This window comes from Yimella sp. NH-Cas1, from assembly GCF_022359705.1.
Classification (GTDB): Bacteria; Actinomycetota; Actinomycetes; order Actinomycetales; family Dermatophilaceae; genus Yimella; species Yimella lutea.
Window position 1 is genome coordinate 1,505,044 of record NZ_JAKSGG010000003.1, and the last position, 21,411, is coordinate 1,526,454.

Below are 21,411 nucleotides of genomic sequence, written 5' to 3' on the forward strand. Positions count from 1 at the left end.
GCGTGTTCAGAGCCAGCCGCGCCGGCGGAACGACCACCACATGAGTGCCGACCCCACGGCGATCGCGATGGTGCTCCCCCAGACTCCGACCGGTTGGGAGAACCCGGGGTAAGGGACGTTCTGGCCGAACCATCCGGTGATGGCGGTCGGTACGGCGATGATGGCAGCCCAGGCAGAGAGCTTGCGCATCGTCGTGTTCAGCCGTGCGTCCTGCAACGACAGGTTGGTCTCGAACAGCGAAATCACCATGTCACGCAGCGATTCGGTCCACTCTCCGGCCCGCAGGATGTGGTCGTACAGGTCGTCGTACCAGCCGTCGAGTTCGGTGTTGGTGCGTCCGCCGTGACGCAGCAGCCCGTTGACCACCTCACGCATCGGCAGCACGACCCGGCGCAGCGCGACCAGTTCTTTACGTAACGAGTACACCTGCCGCTGGAATGTGTGACCGGTGCGGTCCTGGTCGAACAACACGTCCTCGAGCGACTCGATGTCGTCGTCGAGTTGCTGGATCGTGGCGAAGTGCCCGTCGACGATCGTGTCCATCAGCCCGTGAACCAGAGCGCGCGGACCGAATTTGAGCAGATCGGGGTTCTGGTCCCAGGCGTGCAACACGGGCGCCATGTCGAACTCGGATCTACGGAAGGTGACCAGCGCTGTCGGCAGGACGAAGCCGGAGATGCGTTTGATCTGCAGCCGATCCTCGGTGCTGTCCCCCAGTGGCCCGGTCAACTTCGCCGTGTTCGCGGTGAAGAACAGATGGTCACCGTGACGAGTCACCTTGGGACGCTCGTTGGGGGCGAATGCGTCCTCGATCTCGGTCGGCGGCAACCGCAGTGCGTCGATCAGCTCGGCGAGGTCGGCAGGGTGCGCATCGACGAAATCGATCCAGACCAGCCGGTCGGGCTCGTGCAGCGCTTCGATGATCTCGCTGCGGTGGACGGTCTCGGTGATCAGTTCGCCGTCGTGCCAGATCCGGCAGTTGACCTGCTGGCCGTTGCTCGTCGTCACGGGCGTCAGCCTATGACCCGCCGGGACCGTTGGTCGGGACCGCGCTCGTAGGCTCGACACATGGACTACGAGATCCTGACAAGCACACCGGAGCAGGCACGCCGTCATCGCACCAGCGTGAAGTGGGTCGCGTTCGAACCCGACGTCCTGCCGTTGTGGGTTGCCGAGATGGACGCCGAGCCGTGCGGGGCGGTGGTGGAGGCCATCACCGCCGCCATGCGTCGCGGTGACACCGGGTACGGCTGGGGACCGCGGTACGCCGAAGCCGTCGCCGCGTACGCCGCCGACACCTGGCAGTGGTCGATCGACACCGCACGGACCACAGTCGTCGGGGACGTCATGGTCGGCGTCGCCGAGGTCATGCGCGAGGTGACGGATGTCGACGGCTCGATCGTCGTGTCCTCCCCCTGTTACGACGCCTTTCACGGGTTCGTCGACATGCTCGGTCGCCGGCCTCTCGACGCACCGTTGGATTCCGCCGGTCGGCTGGACTTCGAGGCGCTCGGTGCCGCTTTCGAACAAGCACGTGGCCGCCGAAGCGCCTACCTGCTGTCCAACCCTCAGAACCCGACCGGCACCGTCCACACCGCTGACGAACTCACCCGGCTGGCGGCACTGGCCGCCGAGCACGACGTGACGGTCGTCTCGGACGAGATCCACGCACCGTTGGTGCACGACGGCTCGTACACCCCGTACCTGACAGTGGACCGCGGGCAGCGCGGGTTCGCCGTGCTGTCGGCGTCGAAGGCATGGAACCTCGCTGCGCTGAAGGCGGCCGCCGTCGTCGCCGGATCGGAGGCAGCGTTCGCACAACTGCACGAGGTGCACACGCACGCCGCAAGCCACTTCGGGATCATCGCCCATGTTGCGGCATTCACCCAGGGACGTGACTGGCTCGGTCGGCTGAACCGCGAGCTGGACGCCAATCGCCGACTGCTCGAGGCGCTGGTCGCCGAGCATCTTCCGAGTATTCGGTACACACCGCCGGCTGCCACGTATCTGGCTTGGTTGGACTGTCGTGCAACTGGATTGGGCGACGATCCGGCCGCCGTGTGGCGGCGCGAAGCGAAGGTGGGCCTCTCCAGCGGCACCAACTACGGACCGGAGACAGGCCGCGGTTTCGCACGGCTCAACTTCGCCACCTCACCGCAGATCCTCACCGAGGCGATCGAGCGGATGGCTTCACTGGATGGGGTCTGACACGCCGGGCAGCACGGACGCGCCTCGGGAGCCCGAAGGGCCCTAGTCTCAGGCGACATCCCTTTGCCGGAAGGTTTCCACATGTACGGGCGAGTCGTTGCAGGGCTCGCGGGCATATTGCTGGTCGCGAGTACCTCCGGGTGCTCTCTCGGGAGCTCCTCGAGCGCTGCCACGTCGAGCAGGTCGTCGTCCGGCGCCTCCACGCAGTCCGCCGCGCCGACACCTACTGCGAGCACGAGCAACACACCGCCGGCCTCGCGGATGGCGTCCGACCTCACGACGATGGTCGAGACGAAGACGATCGGTGGCGCAATCACACCGAAGTCCGTCGTGACCAGCGGTCACGGACTCGCCGTCGCGAACAACATGATGTATTCGCACTCGGCGACGTTCTACGACACACGAACGGGCACCCTCGCGGCAACCGTGGCCGACGACGTCGATCTCTCCGCCTTCGGCTTCCCGGAGTTCCCCGGTCGCACGAAGGGTGCTCCGGTGGAGGCCGCCTGGAGCCCTGACGGCCGGTACGCGTATGTCTCGAACTACGCCATGTCCGGTCCGAACCACCGCGACTCCGCCCAGGATTTCTGCGGGCCCGAGAACGGGTACGTCGACTCCTTCGTGTATCGGATCGACACGCAGAAGTCGTTCGCCGTCGATCAAGTGATCCGCGTCGGCGCTGTGCCGAAGTACCTGACGGTGACGCCGGACGGCAGGACCCTGCTGGTCAACAACTGGTGCAGCTGGACGATGAGCGTCATCGACCTGGCCACCGGTCGACAGGTCAAGCAGATTCCACTGCCGAAGAATCCCCGCGGAATGGTTGTCCTGCCCGACTCCAAGACCGCGTACGTCGCCGCGTTCAGCACCCCGAACATCTATCGGGTCGACCTGGACGCAGGCACCTGCACGCTGTTCGCGCATGTAGGCCAGGCGGCGCGCCACATCACCATGTCGCCGGACGCGAAGTTCCTCTACGTGGTCTCGTCGCGTGCCAATCACGTCACGAAGGTCGACCGGGATACCGGCGTCGTCCTGGCGACCACACCCACCGAGCGCGAACCCCGGACGATGGCCATCTCCCCCGACGGCAAGGCGCTCTACGTCGTCGACCACTGGGCGAACGTCGCGCAGAAGATCCGCACCAGCGACATGCGGGTGATCCAGACGGTGAAGACCTTCGCGAACCCGATCGGTGTCTCCTACGACTCGGTCACCGGGACCGTGTGGATCGCGAATTACTCCGGGCGGATCCAGGTGTTCGACGACACTTCCCCCGCTGCAGCGACATCCTCGGCAGCGCCAGACGCGACGAACTGAAGTAGTACGTCTGCATGAAAGGTCGGCGAAGTCGGGTCCGATTCGGCTCTCCCGCGACGGTCGGCTAGGATTCCGGAGGTTCGGAAACGAGCCGATCGGGCTGTGGCGCAGTTTGGTAGCGCACTTGACTGGGGGTCAAGGGGCCGCAGGTTCAAATCCTGTCAGCCCGACGTTGGAGGGTCGCAGATTTTGCCGGTATTCCGGGCAAATCTGCGGCTCTCTTCCGCATCCACTGGGGTCTTTGACCTTTCTGTCGTACGGGGTATTTGCGACTCCCACGCGACAGAACGCGCATCGCAAGCGCGCAGGACGGACTGACTGATGACGCCGGACCGGCGATCATCCCTTTGACCGACCCGGTGTACACGTTCGCCGAGGTGGCGAAGCTGACCGGTGTCTCCGAGCCGACCGTGAGCCGCGTGGTCTCGGAAGGAGAAATTCGACGAACCTCGATCGGGCACTCCCCTCGCGTCCTGCGATCCGACCTCGAGGACTCCCGTTTGCCACACGGCATTGGTGCGACGGCGGTTCAACAGTGCCCCGACCCGGCCTTCATCCCCTCGCTGGACGAACGACGAGCCGCTGCGTAGCTATCGCGAACGGCTGAGTCTTATGCGTGCCGCGTGGGGGTCACGCACCACCTACCCCCATGGATGCCAGGGAGATGGCCCGGCGGTGAGGCGTCATCCTCCTCGACGTAACACCAAGTGATAGAGCCTCGCCACCGAGCGGTACGGATCCCTGGAACCGGCAAGGCGCTCAGCTCCATGAGCGCTGCCATCTCAGCGGGATCATGGGGAACATCAGTGTCCTCCAAGTGATCCGTGAACACCCGCACCACAAACTCCGCGTCGGGAACGAAGCCGAATTCGGCGGCAACATCAACCAGCGTGTCGCGATCATGGGTGCTCTTGAGAACACGCGAAGCCGCCTCGAAAACGGGTCGAACATCTTGGAAGAACATGAGCACGCTGTGGAGCAGCACCGCATCGCACTCGCCGGCGCCGAGACTCTCCAGCCGCCGACCGTCGTCCGGCACTAGGACAACCCGCGAGGCAAGCGCTTCCTCCAGGGTCTGAATTCGCGACTTCACCATGGCCAGCATGTCGGGGTCCGGGTCGGAAACCGTGACACGGAAACCTTCGCGCGCGAGCATGATTGCCTGCTCGCCGAACCCGCCACCCACGTCGACCACGTGGCCCTCCGTCCGCGGAAAGACCTCCAGGAGTTGACTCGAAAACCAGTTCGAATCGGACACGTCCCAGAACCGACTCGGTGTGTCGTGCGTAGGCGGGCCCGAGCAGGTCGGCGGAAGGCGCCCACGCGTCACCGCAGGCACCCACGGTCACTCTCGCACCCACATGGCCGCCACCCCGGCCAGCAGGACGTAGAGCAGGACTGCTGCGGTAAGCGCCGCCTCCGCACCCGCGGTCGAGCCGACGGTGCCACCGACCAGCAGTCCGGGCAGTGCAGCAGCCTCCAGTCCGATGCTGGCGGCGGACATCGTCCGTGCCACGCGGTGACTGGGCGTGATCATCTGCAGGCGCCCCATCGTCGACGCGACCATGAGAGTGCCGAAAAGGGCTGTGACGAATTCGTAGGCGATGGCAGCCGGAAGCGCCCAATGACCGAGACCGTTGGCGCCCAGGAGCAGGCCAATGGCGAGAGCGGACATGACAGCACCAGTCGCCAGCACAACGTTCGCCCGGAAGCGGCCGGCGACCGCGCGGACCAGCAAACCCCCAACAATGCCGCCAGGAGCGGCTGCGGCGAAGGTGACACCGATGAGCCACATCGGAATCCGGAGTACGTCCAACAGGAACACCAGGATCGCGGGCGCCGAGACGGAAGCAACGAACCCGATCATCCAGATGGTCAGCAATGGTCGGTTCGTCCGAATCGATGTCCACACCGACGTGGCATCCGTCGATGACACGTCCTCATGAGCTTTGGCCACCTCACCGGTGGCGCGACGCAATGATCGGACGCATATCGCTGATACCACGCTCAGGACGACGTCGACGAGAAGCACTACCGGCGGCGGAACGAACCGTGTCAGTGCGGGGCCCACCGCTTCGCCGACCACTGAGCCAGCGCTGTTCACGCTACTCAAGTGCCCGGTCATGCGGAGCCGTTCCGGCCCATCCGCGATTCTGCCGACCACCGCATACCCGGAAGTGGAGACAACCGTGCGGCCGAGGGCGATGAGTAGAACGCAGGCCAGAAGGAAGGGGTAGGTCAGCACGCCGATCATCCAGGCCGCCCAAATCAGGGCTGACCCGATGGCTGCAAGCACAAGGGCCAATGCCTGAATGCTTGCCTCGTCGGTCCTTTGATCCAGGATCCGCGCGATCGGAAGGCGAAGCACAAGTGCTGTTCCGAGCGTCGCGATCAGGACGGCGCTTATCTGACCCGGACCGCCCCCGAGCGTTATCACGATGACCAGTGGGATGACTGCTTCCGCCGTCGAGCTACCGACCACCGCGATACCCCGCGTCGCGAGGTATCGCCGCTGCAGTGCGGAGCGACGCGCAGCCTCCAACCGCGGCGCGTCGGTGAGTAACTCGCGCGCCTTACCCAATGGCGACGGTCTCCGGCCCACCGCAGAACAGTACTAATCAACAGGACCAGAAACACCGAAATTCCGCCCAAGAACCGTGGCTATTGCGGCGTCAGGACGCCGGTCGGCGCCCAATTGTGCGGCCAGCCACCCATTTACAACTTGTTGCGGTCGAGAGCACCGCGCGGCGGAGCGCTGGCGACCCAGCCACCACTTGGCGGGCCACCGTGTCCAACGAATCAAGTGCCCACGACCCGTATCGACGGGCGCATCACTCAGGGGTCGGCCGACCCTTCAGCATCCCCAACCCGACTGCCCGACTAGCGTTTACGCAGGTAAGAGGTGGTTTCAGTTAAGCACCGGGAGCGCCTCTTTCATGTTTCCGACCGGTCGTCTGTGCACTGTGTGCGGGCCCATCCGGCCATCCGGCCATCGGGCTTGCTGTCGTAGGCCCGCAACCCGCGGGCACTCGCCCACCTCCGGTCAGGCGGCGGTAGCCCCGGAGGCTTCGTAGTGATCCTCGATGGCCGCTGCCGCACAACAATCTGAGTACAGGGGCTTTCGCTCCAACCGGCCAGAGAATACGTTCGTCAGCACACGCCGCTCGCGGGGACTTCAGAGGGACAAGTGCTCAAGCGACTAACAGCACTCTCCGCGACGGCGGTACTTGCAGGGCTGGTGCTGTTTTTCGCCGGCCGAACCCTGAGGCAGTACGGCGCAACTTTGAAGGTTGGATAGCGATGAAACGACTGGGTATCCGACTTTGTACCGCGCTGGCAGGGTTTGTTCTTGTGATGACAGGCTGCTCCGGGTCGACGGGTCCTGAGCCGACGCAGACCGGTGAAACGATCCCGGTTCTCACCCAGTCGACTGCGGGGCAGAAGTACGCCGAACTGCAGACGAAGCACCCGGCCCTCAACGGTATGTACCAGACCGGCACGAGCTCCTTCTTCGTGATCGTCCCCGCTCAGGAACGCGCCGCGATGTCCACGATCAGGGACGAGGGCTTCCTGCCGCGCATCTCCGAGGTTGGGGATCGTGAACTTCGACGCACCCAGCAGGACGTCGAGAAGATTGACCCAACGGGCCGACACATCACGGGCGTCGGTGTCGATCTTCGCACTCTGCGCGTGAACGTACGGATCACCACTGCCGCGTCCAAGGGGGAGGTCGGCAAGAAGGTCCGCGCCCTGAACCACGTGAATGTGCAGGTGTCCGACGAAGTGGAGACCGCCGCCCAGTAGCCATGGCCCGCTTGCCGGTCGAGACGGAGCACATTTTTCACCTGGCCAGGTCTGGTCAGCCTGCACGCTTCGGTCTCACGGCGTCGCGCATGGTCGGCCGACCGGCGCCGGGCGACCGTCATCAGCCAGGCCGTGGGGTTGGCGAAAATCCAATCGACCGGCACACAAGACGTACCTGGTCGACGTTCGCTTTCCGACCGCCGAAATCTGCTCCCTCATCTTCTCCGCCCCGCTGCGTCAGAGCGCCGTGCCACGCTGAGGCCATGAACTTCGACACTCAAACCCAGTCCCCCGCAGCGCCCTTGGACGTCGAAGCGATCCGTCGCCACTTTCCCGCAATCCACGATGGAGCGGCACACTTCGACGGTCCGGGCGGCACCCAGACCCCGGACGTGGTTGCCGATGCCATCCGGCACACCATGCTGAGGCCGCTCTCCAACCGGAGTTCGAGCACGGCGGCCGGACGCAACGCCGAAGATGCGGTCACCGAGTGCCGTGCCGCCCTCGCAGACCTGCTCAACACGCGAGCGGAATGCGTCATCTTCGGCCGCAGCATGACCGCGTTGACCTTCGAGATGTCCCGGACGCTGTCGGCACTGTGGTCCCCCGGCGATGAAGTCGTCGTGTCCCGGCTGGATCACGACGCGAACGTCCGCCCCTGGGTCATCGCGGCGGAACGTGCCGGTGCCACGGTGCGCTGGTTGGACTTCGACCCGAAGACCGGCGAACTTCCTGTGGAGGTGCTGAACGAACAACTCACTGATCGCACCAGGCTGGTCGCCGTCACGGCCGCGTCGAATCTGATCGGCACCATGCCTGACATTCGCGCCTTCGCCGACGCGGCACATTCCGTCGGAGCGAAGATCTACGTAGACGGCGTCCACTACACCGCCCACGCGGGCGTGGACTTCAAAGCAATGGACGCCGATTTCTTCGCCTGCTCGCCCTACAAGTTCTTCGGCCCGCACTGCGGAGTGCTGACCGGAAAGCCCGAACTGCTGGCCGAACTTCACCCGGACAAGCTCCTGCCGTCGTCGAACAATGTCCCCGAACGCTTCGAGCTCGGCACGCTGCCGTACGAACTGATGGCCGGCACCACGGCTGCGATCAACTTCCTCGCCGGGTTCGGCGCGGCCACCGGATCGCGTCGGGAACGTCTGCAAGCCAGTCTCAAACTCGTTGAGCAGCACGAAGACCGGCTGCGCGAGCAGATCGAAGCGGGACTGTCCGAGCTACCCGGTGTGACCATGTTCTCCCGGGCGCGCCGGCGCACACCCACCTTGCTGACGACCTTCGCCGGTGAGCAGTCGTCCGCTGTCAGCGAGTTTCTGGCGCAACACGGCGTCAATGCCCCGGCGTCCTCGTTCTACGGCTACGAAACGTCCGAATTGCTCGGACTCGGGGAGGCAGGTGGCGTACGCATCGGACTCGCTCCGTACAACAACGACCGGGATGTCTCCCGACTCCTCGACGCGCTGAACGCCTATTTCTCCCGCGAGACCGGCTGAGTCACCGGGTTCGGCCCATTCAGCGCTGACCTGGGCCGACAGTGCGCTCGTGGACGAAGGGCGCTCAGTGGCGACTACTTCACTCCCCCTCGTCTCCCGTGGACACCCCTACGTCGTACACACGGAAGAGCACCGCGTACTGCGATCCGGCGGCCTGGCCACCGTCCTTCAGGATCTCCGGAATGAACTTCTCCGGCTTCGGATGGCCCGGCAGGTCCGCCAGGTAGGCCTCGTGGCACTCCAGCGACGCAACGGCCGCGGCGACCGCGTCCTCGTCGACAGTCACTGCGTGCGTGGCATCCGGATGACCACCCACAAGCAGCCGGCCCGTGCTCCACTTCGCGAGACCCTCATCGGCGAGTTCACGGAAGACCCAGGTGTTGTCCGCGTCCCGCACCGCGTCGATCGTCGCCAGGCCGGCAGCGCGGTGATCTGCCTGATTCAACCCGCCGTATGCCTCGAGGTCGAAGTTCATCGTCAGGACAGCGTCCGGACGAACTTCCCGGATCACCCGCGCGATGTCACGGCGCAATTGCAGGGTCGGCTGGAGCATTCCGTCCGGGTGGTCGAGGATGCGCAGCTGCTTCACGCCCACCGTGTCGCAGGCTCGCTGCTGCTCCTGCCCGCGCATCGGTCCCACCTCCTCGGGCGACCGCTGCATGCCCGCTTCGCCGCTGGTCAGCAGCAGATAAGTGACCTCGATCCCGCGCTTCGCCCACGTGGCAACGGCCGCGGACGCGCCGTACTCCATGTCGTCGGGATGGGCCACGACGCACAGGACGCGCGTCCACGACTCGTCGGGGAGGGCGGGGAGGACAGCACGCTCGGTCATGCGATCACCGTACGCGCAGCGTTCGACCGAGGTCAGAGTTCGACCGGGCGCAGACCGATTCTCGTGACGATCGGTTCGCGTTGCCCGCCGACGTGAACGACCTCGTCGCCGTCGACGGTCAGCTGCGACGCGTGGGCCTGCAGCGCCTCGCGCACACGGGGCAAGTGAGCCGACATGTCACTCCACTCGATCTGGTCGGGGTCTCCCCCGACCGCCCGGTCGGGCGGGATGACTTCCAGCATCGGCAGACCGCGATTTTTCGCGACCTCGCGGGTGATCTCCTGGGTGCGGACGTGGTCGGGATGCCCATACCCGCCGTTCTCGTCGTAGGAGATCAGCACATCCGGACCGATGGCGTCGACGTACGCTTCGAGGTCTGCGGCGGCGTCCGATACGTCTGCGGCGGTGAGGGATTCGCCGTCCGAGTCGTCAGCCGGGCCGGCGACGGTCTCGGTGATCCACCGCATGCCTGAATCGCGGTAGGTGCGCTCCTGCGTCTGCCCCGCAGCTCGTGCAGGTGGGCTGCCGAGGAACGCATGACCGGCGACCCGCAGCGTCCGAAGAGCGGAGGCGAGCTCGCCCTCACGCAGCGCGACCAGTTGGTCCGACCCGGGCTCGACGCCCGAGACGGCAGGCGTCAGTTCGCCACGTTCACCGCGCGTCGCGGTCACGACCCGTACCTCCACACCGCGTTCGACGAGCTCGGCGATCAGCGCACCGGTCGCGAGCGTCTCGTCGTCAGGATGGGCGTGGACCAGCAGAACTCGACGCGCACCACTCAGCACACTCACGGATATCGGCCTCTCTTGGTCGGCGGCAGAAAGAACGCGGTCAGCCGGTGAGTCGTTGCGGGCGCGGCGTGCGCAGCAGGTCATCACCCAGGGCGCGTTCGATCATCCGGCATGCCGACCTGGACTAGCGCTGCTTGCGCTTCTCGCGCACCCGCACCGACATCTCGATCGGGGTGCCCTCGAAGCCGAACTCCTCACGGATGCGGCGCTCGAGGAAGCGTCGATAACCCGCCTCGATGAAGCCGGACGCGAAGATCACGAACCGCGGCGGACGCGTGGACGCCTGCGTCGCGAACAGGATGCGGGGCTGTTTACCGCCGCGCACCGGGTGCGGGTGACCGGCGACGATCTCGCCGATGAACGCGTTCAGGCGGCCCGTCGGGATGCGGGTGTCCCAGGACTCGAGGGCGGTCTCGATCGCCGGAACCAGCTTCTCGACATTGCGACCGGTGACCGCGGAGATGTTCACCCGCGGCGCCCAGGTCATCTGGACGAGTTCGCGCTCGATCTCGCGCTCGAGGTAGTAGCGGCGCTCCTCATCCAACAAGTCCCACTTGTTGAAGGCGACCACCAGCGAACGACCGGCGTCGATGACCTGCTGCACCACGCGGATGTCCTGCTCGGCGATCGACTCCTCGGCGTCGATCAGCACGACGGCGACCTCGGCCTTCTCGATCGCGGTCTGGGTACGCAGCGAGGCGTAGAAGTCGGCACCACGGGTCTGGTGCACGCGGCGCCGAATGCCGGCCGTGTCGACGAATCGCCATGTCTTGCCGGCGAGTTCGATGTACTCATCCACTGGGTCACGGGTGGTGCCGGCCACGTTGTCGACGACGACACGGTCTTCACGGGCCAGCTTGTTCAGCAGCGAGGACTTGCCGACGTTGGGGCGTCCGACCAGTGCGACGCGGCGCGGGCCGCCGCGCTGATAAGCACCCGAGACGGTCGACTTGTCGGGGAGCACATCCAGCAGCGCGTCGAGCGCGTCGCCGGTGCCGCGTCCGTGCAGCGCAGAGACGGGCCAGGGCTGGCCCAGGCCCAGCGACCAGAGCATCGCGGCGTCGGCCTCGGAGCGCTGGTCGTCGACCTTGTTGGCGATCAAAATGACGGGCTTACCCGATTTGCGGAGCAGTTTCACGACGGCCTCGTCGGCGTCGGTCGCACCGACGGTCGCGTCGACCACGAAAAGGACGGCGTCGGCGAGGTCGATCGCGACCTCGGCCTGCTCGGCAACGCGCAGGTGAATGCCCTGGGCGTCGATCTCCCAGCCGCCGGTGTCGACGAGCGTGAACCGGCGTCCGCTCCATTCGCCGTCGTAGGCGACGCGGTCGCGGGTGACACCGGGGACGTCCTCGACGACGGCCTCACGGCGTCCGATGATGCGGTTGACGAGGGTGGACTTGCCGACGTTCGGGCGGCCGATGATCGCGACGACCGGGCGGGTCGATTCCTCCGACTCCTCATCGAGGTCGGCGCCCTGTCGTTCGAGGAGGGCGCGGTCCTCTTCACTGAGGTCGAAGTCCTCCAGTCCGGCACGCAAGGCGCGCTCGACGTTCTCCTCGTCGGTGACGGTGGGGGGATTCTGCTCAGTCATTGATCCATCATCCCCGACACCTGGGTTGAACGAGAAACTCAGAGGACCGGCGGGGCGTCGACCGGCAGCTTGAGGCCGGTCTCGTCGACCGCGGCGTGCACGTGTTGGGCCAAGCGGGAACGGATCTCCTCCGTCGCCAGCTGCAGTTTCTGCCGACCCGGGACGCCTTCGTAGGGCGGCAGATCGAACGGTCCACCGAACACCACGCGCAGCGTCGTGCCCAGCTTTGGCCAGGACTCCCGACCGCGCCCGGTGCCGCGCGTCCCGAGGGTCGCCGCGGGGACGATCGTGGCTCCGGTCTGCAGCGCCAGCCACGCCGCGCCCTGGTGGGCCGACTCGACCGTCCCGGTGCCGCGCGTCCCTTCGGGAAAGATGCCGAGCGCATGGCCGTCGGACAGCAGGGATTTCGCGGCAGCCAGCGCCTGCCGATCGCCGGTGCGCTGTTCGATCGGGATCTGACCCATGCCGCGCAGCAACCGGCCCCACACGGACTTGAAATAGCTCTTCTTCACCAGGAAGTGAACTGTGCGTGGCGCGAGGCAGAAGACGAGCGGGCCGTCGAGGAATCCGGTGTGGTTGGAGATGATCAACACCGGTCCGGTGCGCGGAACCCGTTCGGGGTGAAGGGCTTTCGCGCGCCACCCGAACCTCACCAGTCGGTTGCCGATGCCGCGTCCACGGTCGGACCAGCCGCGGTCGAAGTCGATCTCAGTCACGTCGGGCCCCCTGGACGATCTGCAACACCGCCGCCAGCGATTCCTCGAAGGTCAATTCGGAGGTGTCGACGAGCGTGACGCCGTCGGCGGCGGTCATGAACTGGGAAACGGTGGAGTCGGCCTTGTCGCGGTCGACGATCTGGGAGCGGGTCGCCTCGACGGTCGAGCTGAGTTCCTTGGAACGGCGCGCGAGCCGTGCCTCCTCGCTGGCCGTCATCAGGATCCGGACGTCGGCGTCCGGTGCGACGACCGTCGTGATGTCGCGGCCTTCGGCGACGACTCCCCCGGTCTGTTCCGCGAGCTGCTGCATGAGCGCCCGCTGTCGCTCCCGCATGTTCGCGCGAACCTCGAGATTGGTGGCGACCTTCGCGACCTGACGGGTGAGTTCGGGCTCGCGGATCTCTGCATCGATGCGTCGATCCCCCACTGCCACCGTGGGGTTCGAGGGATCGGTGCCCATCTGCAGGTCGAACGACTTCGACGCGTCCGTGACCGCAGGTCCGTCGTCCAGGTCGACGTCCTGGTCGAGACACCACCAGGTGAGGGCCCGGTACATCGCGCCGGTGTCGAGGTAGCCCCAGCCGTGCTGCTTGGCGACGAGCTTGGAGACGGACGACTTGCCGGTGCCCGAGGGGCCGTCGATCGCGACCTGGATCTGCTTCATGCCACTCCCTTTTCGTTCGTCACCATTGTCGCCACCCTCACTCATGCACGCTCCATCCCTTCGCGGTGAGTTCATCGCGCAGTCGCTCGGCCACGGACGGGAGCACCGACACTTCGGCGAGGCCGACCGGTGCACCCTGACCGTGTTCCAGGCGCAGGTCCTCCATGTTGACCCCGGCCGCACCGATGTCGTTGAACAGTCGGCCGAGCTCGCCCGGCCGGTCGGGCACCACCACGACGAGCGTGGCGTAGGTCGTCGGTGCGCTGCCGTGCTTACCGGGGATGCGCGCGTGGCCGAGTTGGCCGTCGGCGATCACCCGGGCCAGCACCTGCCGGGCTCCGTCCTCGTTGCCGGCCGCCAGATCGGTGACCGCCTGCCGAACGCGACCGAGGTCGTCCAGCAGAGCATCGAGCACCGGGGCGACGGCTGCCGCATTGCCGGCGAGGATCTGCGTCCAAAGCATCGGATCACTCTCGGCGATGCGCGTCACATCACGAATTCCCTGTCCGGACAGACCGATTGCTTCGTCCGACAGTTCACGCAGCCGTACGGCGACCAGACTGGCGGCGATTTGGGGGACGTGCGAGACCGCCGCGACGGCGTGGTCGTGTTCGGCGGCGTCCATCGTCGTGGTGGCGGCGCCGGTGGCCTCAGCCACAGTGCGGACCGCGGCAACGGCTCCCGGGTCATCATCCTGGGTCGGGCAGATCACCCAGGTGCGCCCTTCGAACAGATCGGCGCGCGCGGCGACGGCACCGGAGCGTTCGCGTCCGGCCATCGGGTGTGACCCGACGTAGCGCGACAGATCGGCGCCGGCGGAGCGCAGTTCGTCGAGCACCTGCTGCTTCATCGAGGCGACATCGGTGACGACGGCGCCCGGCCAGCGGTCAAGTTCGGCACGGACGACGGACACAACGACGTCCGGTGGTGCGGCCACCACAACGACCTCGGGTGCATCGGTGACGTCGATCTCGCCCGCTCCCATGTCGCGGGCGATGGCCTGCGACGTCGGGGACGGGTCACTCAACGAGACACGGAACCCGCTGCGCGACAACGCAAGACCGATCGACGTTCCGATCAGGCCACAGCCGACAATCCTTATGTGCACGCAGATGCTCCAGCCATGTTCGGGGCCCCCGCAAAGTATCGGAGCGACGAAGGAGCGGAGAACTTTGCGGGGTGAAGCCCACAGCCGACGACTCTGACGTGCATCCGTCTACAGTCCTGCCGCCTTGTAGAGAGCCTTCACCTCGGCCGAGGACAGCGGACGCATCTTGCCCGGTCGCAGGTCACCCAGCTGAACCGGGCCGACGTCGGTGCGCACGAGGGACTCGACGGGGTGGCCGACCGCCTCCATGATGCGTCGCACGATGCGGTTGCGGCCCTCGTGCAGGATGATCTCGAGCATCACCCAGCCGGGTCGTGAGTCGACGACTTTGAAGGAGTCGACCTTCACCGGGCCGTCCTCGAGTTCGATGCCCGCACGCAGTTCCTTACCCAGGCCACGGGGCAGCGGACCCGGGACGACGGCGACGTACGTCTTCTGCACCCCGTACCGCGGGTGCTGCAGACGGTTGGCGAGTTCGCCGTCGTTGGTGAGCAGCAGCAGTCCCTCGGTGTCGGCGTCCAGGCGTCCGACGTGGAACAGGCGCTCCTTGCGGGGGCCGACGAAGTCGCCGACCGACTCGCGGCCGAGATCGTCGTCCATCGTCGACACGACACCGAGCGGCTTGTTGAAGGCGAAGTAGACGCGGCTCTCGTCGAGCACCACGCGCTCACCGTCGACGTGCACGATCTGCTTCAACGGGTCGATGCGCACCCCGAGTTCGGTGACGATCTGGTCGTCGACCGACACGCGTCCGTCGGCGATCAGCTGTTCGCAGACGCGGCGGCTGCCCACGCCGGCGGCAGCGAGCAGCTTCTGCAGGCGTACGCCGTCGGGGTCGTGGACGTCGATCGGCTCGGCCGGGGCCTGCCGCTTCGGCGGGAGCGGCGCTCCGCCGCGGTTCGCGGTGGTACCCGACGAACCCTTGCGGTGGTTGGTCTTCTTCGCCGGACGGCGGCCGTTCGGAGTGCTCATGCGTGTCCCTGCTCAATCAGTTCGTCGATCACGTCGGTCTCGGGTAGGTAGGGGGCCAGCGCGGGCAGTTCGTCGAGTGACGACAGGCCCATGCGCTGCAGGAAGTAGGGGGTGGTGCCGTAGAGCATCGCGCCGCCGTCGCCGTCGGTGCCCATCTCGGCGATCAGGCCACGGGTGGTGAGGGTGCGGATGACGCCGTCGACGTTCACGCCGCGCACCGCGCCGACCCGGGCGCGGGAGATGGGCTGGCGGTACGCGATGACGGCGAGGGTCTCCAGCGACGCCTGGGTCAGCTTGGCCTGCTGACCGCCCAGGAGGAACTTCTCCACAGCCGGTGCGTAGTCCGCCCGACTGTAGACGCGCCACCCACCGTTGATCTCGCGGATGGTGAATCCACGCTGCTGCAAGGCGTATTCGTCCTCGAGCGCGAGGAGGTGTTCCCGGACGTCGTGCTCCTCGAGTTCGAGGGCGTCGGCCAGCTCGAGAGGCGTCAGCGGCTGGTCGACGACCATCAGGATGGCCTCGATCGTGCTGCGTGCACCACCTGGGAAGTCCTCGACGTCGAAGCCTTCGGGCTCGACCGGCACCTCGATCGCGGGCACCGGCACGTCGAGCGGTTCCTGTTGCGGCTCAGTCATCGCCGGCTCCTTCGTCATCTGGTGCTGTGGTGTCGGGGTCGGGCTCAGCCGTCGGCACCGGGTCGTCCTCGTCGAACTCGGCGCTGACCTCCACGTGAGTATCTGTGTCCGCGGTCCAGCGCACCGTGAGATCGCCCAGCGCCTCCTCCTGCTCGAAGACGATCACCGCCTCCTTGAACAGTTCCAGCACAGCAAGGAACCGCGCGACGATCACGAGCGTGTTGTCGGCGTCGGCAACCAAGTCGCGGAACGACGAAACCGGTTGCGCCCGAAGCTTGTTCGCGACGATCTCGGCTTGCTCACGCACGCTGACCGCAGCCTGGTGCAGATGCTCCAGACCGACCGACGGCGGCATCTTCGGGATCATCGCGGACGCCGCGATCATCGCCAGCTGCTCGGGCGTCACATTCATGACGAGTTCGGGCAGCAGACCGGCGAACTGCTCCTCCAGACCTGCCTGGCGGGCCGTGATGCGTCCGGCGGTCGCCATGCGCTGATCGAAGGCTGCGGCAACCTGCTTGAACGCGCGGTACTGCAACAGTCGTGCGAACAGCAGGTCGCGCGCCTCGATGAGGGCGAGGTCGTCCTCGTCCTCCGGGCCGGAGTTCGGCAACAACCGAGCAGCCTTGAGGTCCAACAGAGTTGCCGCGATGAGCAGGAACTCCGACGCCTGACCGAGGTCCCAGTCGGCCTTCGTCTTCTGTGCCTGCCGGATGTGCGCGATGAACTCGTCGGTGACCTTGTGCAACGCGATCTCGGTGACATCGAGCTTGTGCTTGGCGATGAGGCCGAGCAGCAGGTCGAAGGGCCCGGAAAAGACGTCGAGGTGCACCTGGAACGGGGTGGACGCACCGCGCTTGGTGATCACGCCACCGGGTACGACCTCGTCCGATGTGGATACGTCAGCGGATTCGGCGAGCAGTGCAGCGTCGCCGGACTCGATCGCGTCCTCAATGCCGTGAGTGGGCTCGCCGCCCTGCTCAGGCTGCGTCGCCGCGGGCGATGAGTTCACGAGCCAACTGTCGGTAGGCCTCGGCTGCGCCGTGGTTGGAGGCGTACTTGGTGATCGGTTCGGCCGCGAGGGTGGCGTCGGGGAACTTCACCGTGCGGTTGATCGTGGTGTGGAACACCTTGTCGCCGAAGTGGTCGACCACCGATCGGACGACGTCGCGGCTGTGCAGCGTGCGTCCGTCGTACATGGTGGCGACGATGCCGTCGATCTCCAGGCGCGGGTTGAGGCGGTCGGTGACCTTGTCGATGGTCTCGACCAGCAGGGCGACACCGCGCATCGCGAAGAATTCGCACTCGAGCGGGATGATCACGCCGTGTGACGCGGTGAGCGCGTTGACCGTGAGCAGACCCAGGCTGGGCTGGCAGTCGATCAGGATGACGTCGTACTCGTCGGCGACCGGACGCAGCACGCGCGCCAGGATCATCTCGCGAGCGACCTCGCCGACCAGCTGGACCTCGGCAGCCGACAGGTCGATGTTGGCCGGCAGCACATCGAGATTCATGACCCCGGTGCCCTGGATGACTTTGTGGATGTCGTGACCGCGTTCGACCAGCAGGTTGTAGACGGTGAGGTCGAGTTCGTTGCTGCGGACGCCGAGACCGGCGGAAAGCGCACCCTGCGGATCGAAGTCGACGACGAGGACGCGCCGGCCGTACTCGGCCAGGGCTGCGCCGAGGTTGATCGTCGTGGTGGTCTTGCCGACCCCGCCCTTCTGGTTGCACAACGCGATGATGCGCGCGGGTCCGTGACTCTCCAGCCGCTTGGGGTACGGGAAGGTCGGTAGCGGGCGACCGGTGGGACCGAGGGTCTCCTGCTGGCTCAACTTCACTCCTAGAACGTGCTCTGGCTCTCGCCGATCAGCGGCCAGCCTATGCCACCACCCCAACCCGCGCCCAGTCCCCGATGAAGACGGTGGCCGAACTGGGGCGGAGTGCCTGCACTTGTCCTGAGCCGACGCGAGGTCCGAGCGTCGTGTCGAAGGGATCGAGAACCCACCCACGCCCGCTGGTTGAGCCCGACGGATGAGGAACGAATCCGTCGGTGCCAAACCCCCCGAACCCTCGACGCAAACCCACTCCGTTCCCCAGTCACCATTGAAATCGGCGTGAGTTCGTGCTCTTCGCCGGAGGGTGAGATCAGCGCGCCCTCGGGTGCGATCCGGCGAACACCTCACGCAGTTGCTGGACGGTGACCAGCGTGTAGATCTGCGTGGTGGTGACGGAGGCATGACCGAGCAGTTCCTGCACGACGCGAACGTCGGCACCGCCGTCCAGCAGGTGCGTCGCGAACGAGTGGCGCAGCGTGTGCGGCGACAGGTGAGCGGTCAGTCCGGCACGCTCCCCACAGGCCTGAATGGTGTTCCACACCGACTGGCGCGACAGGCGTCCGCCGCGCTGGTTCAGGAACAACGCGGGCGTCCCCTTGCCCTTCGATGCGAACACCGGACGGGCACGGACGACGTACGACTGCACTGCGTCCTTGGCGAACGAACCGAGCGGTAACAACCGTTCCTTGTCGCCCTTCCCCAGGACGCGGACGGTGTCGGTCTCGAAGTCGACGTCGTCGACGTCCAACCCGGTGATCTCGCTGACGCGCGCACCGATGCCGTACATCAGCTCCAGCATTGCCCTGTCCCGCATCGAGTTCGGCGTGTCACCGACGCTCGCCGCGTCGAGCAGTCGCGCCACCTCGTCCTGGCTGATCGCCTTCGGCAACCGTCGTCCCGGAGTCGGCGGGGACACACCTTCGGCCGCGTCCTTGGTGGTCTCCCCCTCCAACGCGAGGAACTTGTGGAAGCCGCGCACGGCCACCAGCGACCTGGCCGCAGACGACGCCGCGAGTGGCGGATGCTCGTCGTCGCCCTCTCGCAAGTGAGCCAGGAACCCGCTGACCTCGTTCTCCCCCACCTTCACGGCGTCCGTGACACCGAGGTCGGCGAGATAGCCGCGGTAGCGCTCGAGGTCGCGACCGTACGCCTTCAGGGTGTGTACCGAGACACCGCGCTCCACCCGCAGGTGATCGAGCCACCCGCGGATGTTGCGTTCGAGCGCGGTGGCAGCCATGGACGTGCATTCTGCCCTCTGCACCGGCCGATCGGGACGAGCGCGTCCGCGCGGCGTGGCCGCCGGGTAGGTTCCATCCCATGCGCATCGCGAGGGGACACCGATGAAGCTCTACGCCGAACGACCGATCCGACTGCTGCCGCAGATCCTGTTCGACGCGGCGATCGTCACGTGGCTGGCCTTCTGGTGGAACGTCGCGAATCGCGTGAACAACACGGCGGACGCGTCGACCGTCGGTGCGAACAAGCTGGAGACGAGCGCCGCCTCGCTTTCGGGCAACCTCACCGAGGCGGGCCAGCGCCTGCGCCAGGTGCCGTTGGTCGGCGACACCCTGCAGTCGCCGTTCGACAAGTCGGCCGCGGCAGCCAACCAGATCTCGGCGGCCGGGCGTGACATGTCCGTCGGCATCGACGACCTCGGGGATCTGCTCGGCTACCTCACCGCAGCAGCTCCGTACCTGTTCGCCCTGCTCCTCTGGGGCATGATCCGTATCCCCTGGCTACGCAAGGCGTCCCAGGCCGCCAAGCTGCGCAGGACGACGGCAGGCATGGACGTGCTCGCGCTCCGAGCATTGCAACACCGTTCGGCTGCAGAGCTTTTCGCGGTGTCGTCCGGACCGGCGACGAGCTGGCGCACCGGTGACGAGGAGACCAATCGGGCCCTCGGTGAGCTGCACCTGCGCAAGCTGGGTCTGAACGCAGCCAAGGCCGAACCGATCGTGTCCCGTGCTGCGACGGCCCGCCCGGTGACCGCGTCGGAGCCGGATCGCGGGCCCACCGGTCCGGCCACTGAGCCGGTGCGGCGGGACGACGACGTCAGTCCGTCGTAGGACTCACCAGCGACGGACGCAGGTCGGCCTGCGGCGGCGTCCACGAGGAGCGGTCGGCTGCCGACTGCTCGCCGGAACGGATGTCCTTCACCTGGTCGCTGCCGTCCTCGCCGGCCCCCGGGAACCACACGAACGGAATCCCGCGACGGTCGGCGAACTGGATCTGTTTGCCGAACTTCGCGGCCTTCGGCGCCACCAGCGTCGCAATCCCGCGACTGCGTAAAGCCGTTGCGATGTGGGTGGATTCGGCCCGCGAGTCCTCGTCGTTGACGGCGACGAGCACAGCGACCGGGGTCTCCCGGGAGGCCGTCAGGCCCTCCTCGCCGATGAGCAGACCCAGCAGGCGCGAGACGCCGATCGAGATGCCGACCCCGGGGTAGGTGCGCTTGCCGTCGGTGGCGAGCGAGTCGTACCGACCTCCGGAGCAGATCGACCCGTAACCGGGGTCGCGTTCGAGCATCGTCTCGTAGACGGTGCCGGTGTAGTAGTCGAGGCCGCGCGCGATGCGCAGGTCGGCGATCGCGACGCCGGGAGCGTGCTCGGCCGCGGTGGCGATGACCGACTCGAGGTGCGCCAGTCCCTCGTCCAGCGTCGGGTGCTCGACCCCGAGGGCACGGACACGCTCGACGAACGAACCGTCCGGTGAGTTGATCTCCGCCAACGCGAGGCACTGCTTGGCCTGCTCGTCGGTCAAGCCGTTCGCGACCAGGAGCTCCGCGACCTTCTGCGGCCCGATCTTGTCGAGCTTGTCGACGATGCGCAGCGTGCCGATCACGTCGTCGATACCGAGACCGAGGTAGAAGCCCTCGCAGATCTTGCGGTTGTTGACGTGAATCGTGTAGTCACCGACCGGTAGCCGCGCGAACACGTCCGCGATGACCAACAGCAGTTCGGCCTCATAGTGCGCGGGCAACTCCCCCGCATCGACGATGTCGATGTCGGCCTGGATGAACTCGCGGTACCGGCCGCGCTGCGGTCGTTCACCGCGCCAGGCCTGCTGGATCTGGTAGCGACGGAAGGGGAACGTCAACTTGCCGGCGTTCTCCAGCACGTAGCGCGCGAACGGCACCGTCATGTCGAAGTGCAGGCCCAGCGTCGGCTCAGCCTGCTCGTCGGCGGGGGCTGCCAACCGGCGGACGGCGTAGATCTCCTTGTCGGCGTCCTCGCCCTGGCTGGACAGCCGCTCGACCGACTCGACGGAGCGGGTGTTCACCGAGGCGAAGCCGTGCAGCTCGAATACCTCACGGATGGTGTCGAGGAAGTACTGCTCGGCGATGCGCTCGGTGGGCAGCCATTCCTGGAAGCCACTGATCGGAGTGACCTTGGAAGCCATGTGTTGTGAATCCTTGTGT

At 66.5% G+C, this 21,411-nt stretch carries 20 protein-coding genes and 1 tRNA gene; 6 read left to right on the forward strand and 15 right to left on the reverse strand.

The genetic code is table 11. From position 1 onward, the window contains the following. Positions 1 to 6: 6 nt before the first annotated feature. Positions 7 to 1,008, reverse strand: coding sequence for a magnesium transporter CorA family protein (locus MF407_RS07565; protein ID WP_239701920.1), 1,002 nt, complete (start codon positions 1,006 to 1,008; stop codon positions 7 to 9). Between the two features lie 60 nt (positions 1,009 to 1,068). Here MF407_RS07565 and MF407_RS07570 point away from each other — a divergent pair, with 60 nt between their 5' ends. From MF407_RS07570 to MF407_RS07580, 3 genes are all read left to right on the forward strand, one after another. Beyond that, positions 1,069 to 2,208, forward strand: coding sequence for an aminotransferase class I/II-fold pyridoxal phosphate-dependent enzyme (locus tag MF407_RS07570; RefSeq protein ID WP_239701921.1), 1,140 nt, complete (start codon positions 1,069 to 1,071; stop codon positions 2,206 to 2,208). A 261-nt stretch (positions 2,209 to 2,469) separates the two neighbouring features. Next, positions 2,470 to 3,528: a YncE family protein gene (locus tag MF407_RS07575; RefSeq protein ID WP_239701922.1), complete on the forward strand. Its 1,059-nt coding sequence runs from the start codon at positions 2,470 to 2,472 to the stop codon at positions 3,526 to 3,528. A gap of 96 nt (positions 3,529 to 3,624) precedes the next feature. Next, a tRNA-Pro gene (locus MF407_RS07580) sits at positions 3,625 to 3,698 on the forward strand. A gap of 440 nt (positions 3,699 to 4,138) precedes the next feature. On the opposite strand, the gene MF407_RS07585 is transcribed toward MF407_RS07580, so the two are convergent. Together MF407_RS07585 and MF407_RS07590 are read right to left on the reverse strand one after the other, a co-directional pair. Beyond that, positions 4,139 to 4,723 (reverse strand): class I SAM-dependent methyltransferase, encoded by a 585-nt coding sequence (locus MF407_RS07585; protein WP_239701923.1) that lies wholly within the window; start codon positions 4,721 to 4,723, stop codon positions 4,139 to 4,141. 150 nt (positions 4,724 to 4,873) lie between these two features. Continuing rightward, on the reverse strand, positions 4,874 to 6,130 hold the full coding sequence (locus MF407_RS07590) for an MFS transporter (RefSeq protein WP_345770840.1): 1,257 nt from the start codon (positions 6,128 to 6,130) through the stop codon (positions 4,874 to 4,876). A 752-nt stretch (positions 6,131 to 6,882) separates the two neighbouring features. On the opposite strand from MF407_RS07590, the gene MF407_RS07595 reads away from it, so the two are divergent. Together MF407_RS07595 and MF407_RS07600 are read left to right on the forward strand one after the other, a co-directional pair. Beyond that, positions 6,883 to 7,332, forward strand: coding sequence for a hypothetical protein (locus tag MF407_RS07595; protein WP_239701924.1), 450 nt, complete (start codon positions 6,883 to 6,885; stop codon positions 7,330 to 7,332). 263 nt (positions 7,333 to 7,595) lie between these two features. Further along, complete coding sequence (locus tag MF407_RS07600; RefSeq protein ID WP_239701925.1) at positions 7,596 to 8,840, forward strand: cysteine desulfurase-like protein; 1,245 nt, start codon at positions 7,596 to 7,598, stop codon at positions 8,838 to 8,840. A gap of 79 nt (positions 8,841 to 8,919) precedes the next feature. Here MF407_RS07600 and MF407_RS07605 read toward each other — a convergent pair whose 3' ends face one another. From MF407_RS07605 to xerD, 11 genes are all read right to left on the reverse strand, one after another. Then, on the reverse strand, positions 8,920 to 9,672 hold the full coding sequence (locus MF407_RS07605; RefSeq protein WP_239701926.1) for a PIG-L deacetylase family protein: 753 nt from the start codon (positions 9,670 to 9,672) through the stop codon (positions 8,920 to 8,922). 32 nt (positions 9,673 to 9,704) lie between these two features. Continuing rightward, a complete protein-coding gene (locus MF407_RS07610) occupies positions 9,705 to 10,463 on the reverse strand; it encodes a PIG-L family deacetylase (RefSeq protein WP_239701927.1) in 759 nt (252 codons plus the stop codon). A 124-nt stretch (positions 10,464 to 10,587) separates the two neighbouring features. Then, entirely contained in the window at positions 10,588 to 12,057 is a 1,470-nt protein-coding gene (gene der / locus MF407_RS07615; protein ID WP_141928204.1) for a ribosome biogenesis GTPase Der, read from the reverse strand. A gap of 38 nt (positions 12,058 to 12,095) precedes the next feature. Then, a complete protein-coding gene (locus MF407_RS07620) occupies positions 12,096 to 12,773 on the reverse strand; it encodes a lysophospholipid acyltransferase family protein (RefSeq protein ID WP_239701928.1) in 678 nt (225 codons plus the stop codon). Beyond that, on the reverse strand, positions 12,766 to 13,437 hold the full coding sequence (cmk, locus tag MF407_RS07625) for a (d)CMP kinase (RefSeq protein WP_129623909.1): 672 nt from the start codon (positions 13,435 to 13,437) through the stop codon (positions 12,766 to 12,768). The genes MF407_RS07620 and cmk overlap by 8 nt, the downstream gene beginning before the upstream one ends. A gap of 37 nt (positions 13,438 to 13,474) precedes the next feature. Then, positions 13,475 to 14,545, reverse strand: coding sequence for a prephenate dehydrogenase (locus MF407_RS07630; protein ID WP_345770841.1), 1,071 nt, complete (start codon positions 14,543 to 14,545; stop codon positions 13,475 to 13,477). 108 nt (positions 14,546 to 14,653) lie between these two features. Next, positions 14,654 to 15,517 carry a pseudouridine synthase gene (locus tag MF407_RS07635; RefSeq protein WP_239701929.1) on the reverse strand — a complete coding sequence of 288 codons (864 nt, stop codon included), beginning with the start codon at positions 15,515 to 15,517 and terminating at the stop codon, positions 14,654 to 14,656. After that, on the reverse strand, positions 15,514 to 16,155 hold the full coding sequence (gene scpB / locus MF407_RS07640) for an SMC-Scp complex subunit ScpB (RefSeq protein ID WP_141928201.1): 642 nt from the start codon (positions 16,153 to 16,155) through the stop codon (positions 15,514 to 15,516). The genes MF407_RS07635 and scpB overlap by 4 nt, the downstream gene beginning before the upstream one ends. Then, positions 16,148 to 17,023, reverse strand: a complete 876-nt coding sequence (locus MF407_RS07645; protein ID WP_141929490.1) for a ScpA family protein — start codon at positions 17,021 to 17,023, stop codon at positions 16,148 to 16,150. The genes scpB and MF407_RS07645 overlap by 8 nt, the downstream gene beginning before the upstream one ends. 112 nt (positions 17,024 to 17,135) lie before the next feature. Next, complete coding sequence (locus MF407_RS07650; protein ID WP_205744615.1) at positions 17,136 to 17,990, reverse strand: AAA family ATPase; 855 nt, start codon at positions 17,988 to 17,990, stop codon at positions 17,136 to 17,138. Positions 17,991 to 18,303: 313 nt separating this feature from the next. Beyond that, entirely contained in the window at positions 18,304 to 19,230 is a 927-nt protein-coding gene (gene xerD / locus MF407_RS07655) for a site-specific tyrosine recombinase XerD (protein ID WP_129623913.1), read from the reverse strand. Between the two features lie 103 nt (positions 19,231 to 19,333). On the opposite strand from xerD, the gene MF407_RS07660 reads away from it, so the two are divergent. Next, positions 19,334 to 20,059: a hypothetical protein gene (locus MF407_RS07660; RefSeq protein WP_129623914.1), complete on the forward strand. Its 726-nt coding sequence runs from the start codon at positions 19,334 to 19,336 to the stop codon at positions 20,057 to 20,059. Here the strand turns inward: MF407_RS07660 and hisS are convergent. Next, entirely contained in the window at positions 20,046 to 21,392 is a 1,347-nt protein-coding gene (gene hisS / locus MF407_RS07665) for a histidine--tRNA ligase (protein WP_129623915.1), read from the reverse strand. The genes MF407_RS07660 and hisS overlap by 14 nt on opposite strands. Positions 21,393 to 21,411 lie beyond the last annotated feature (19 nt).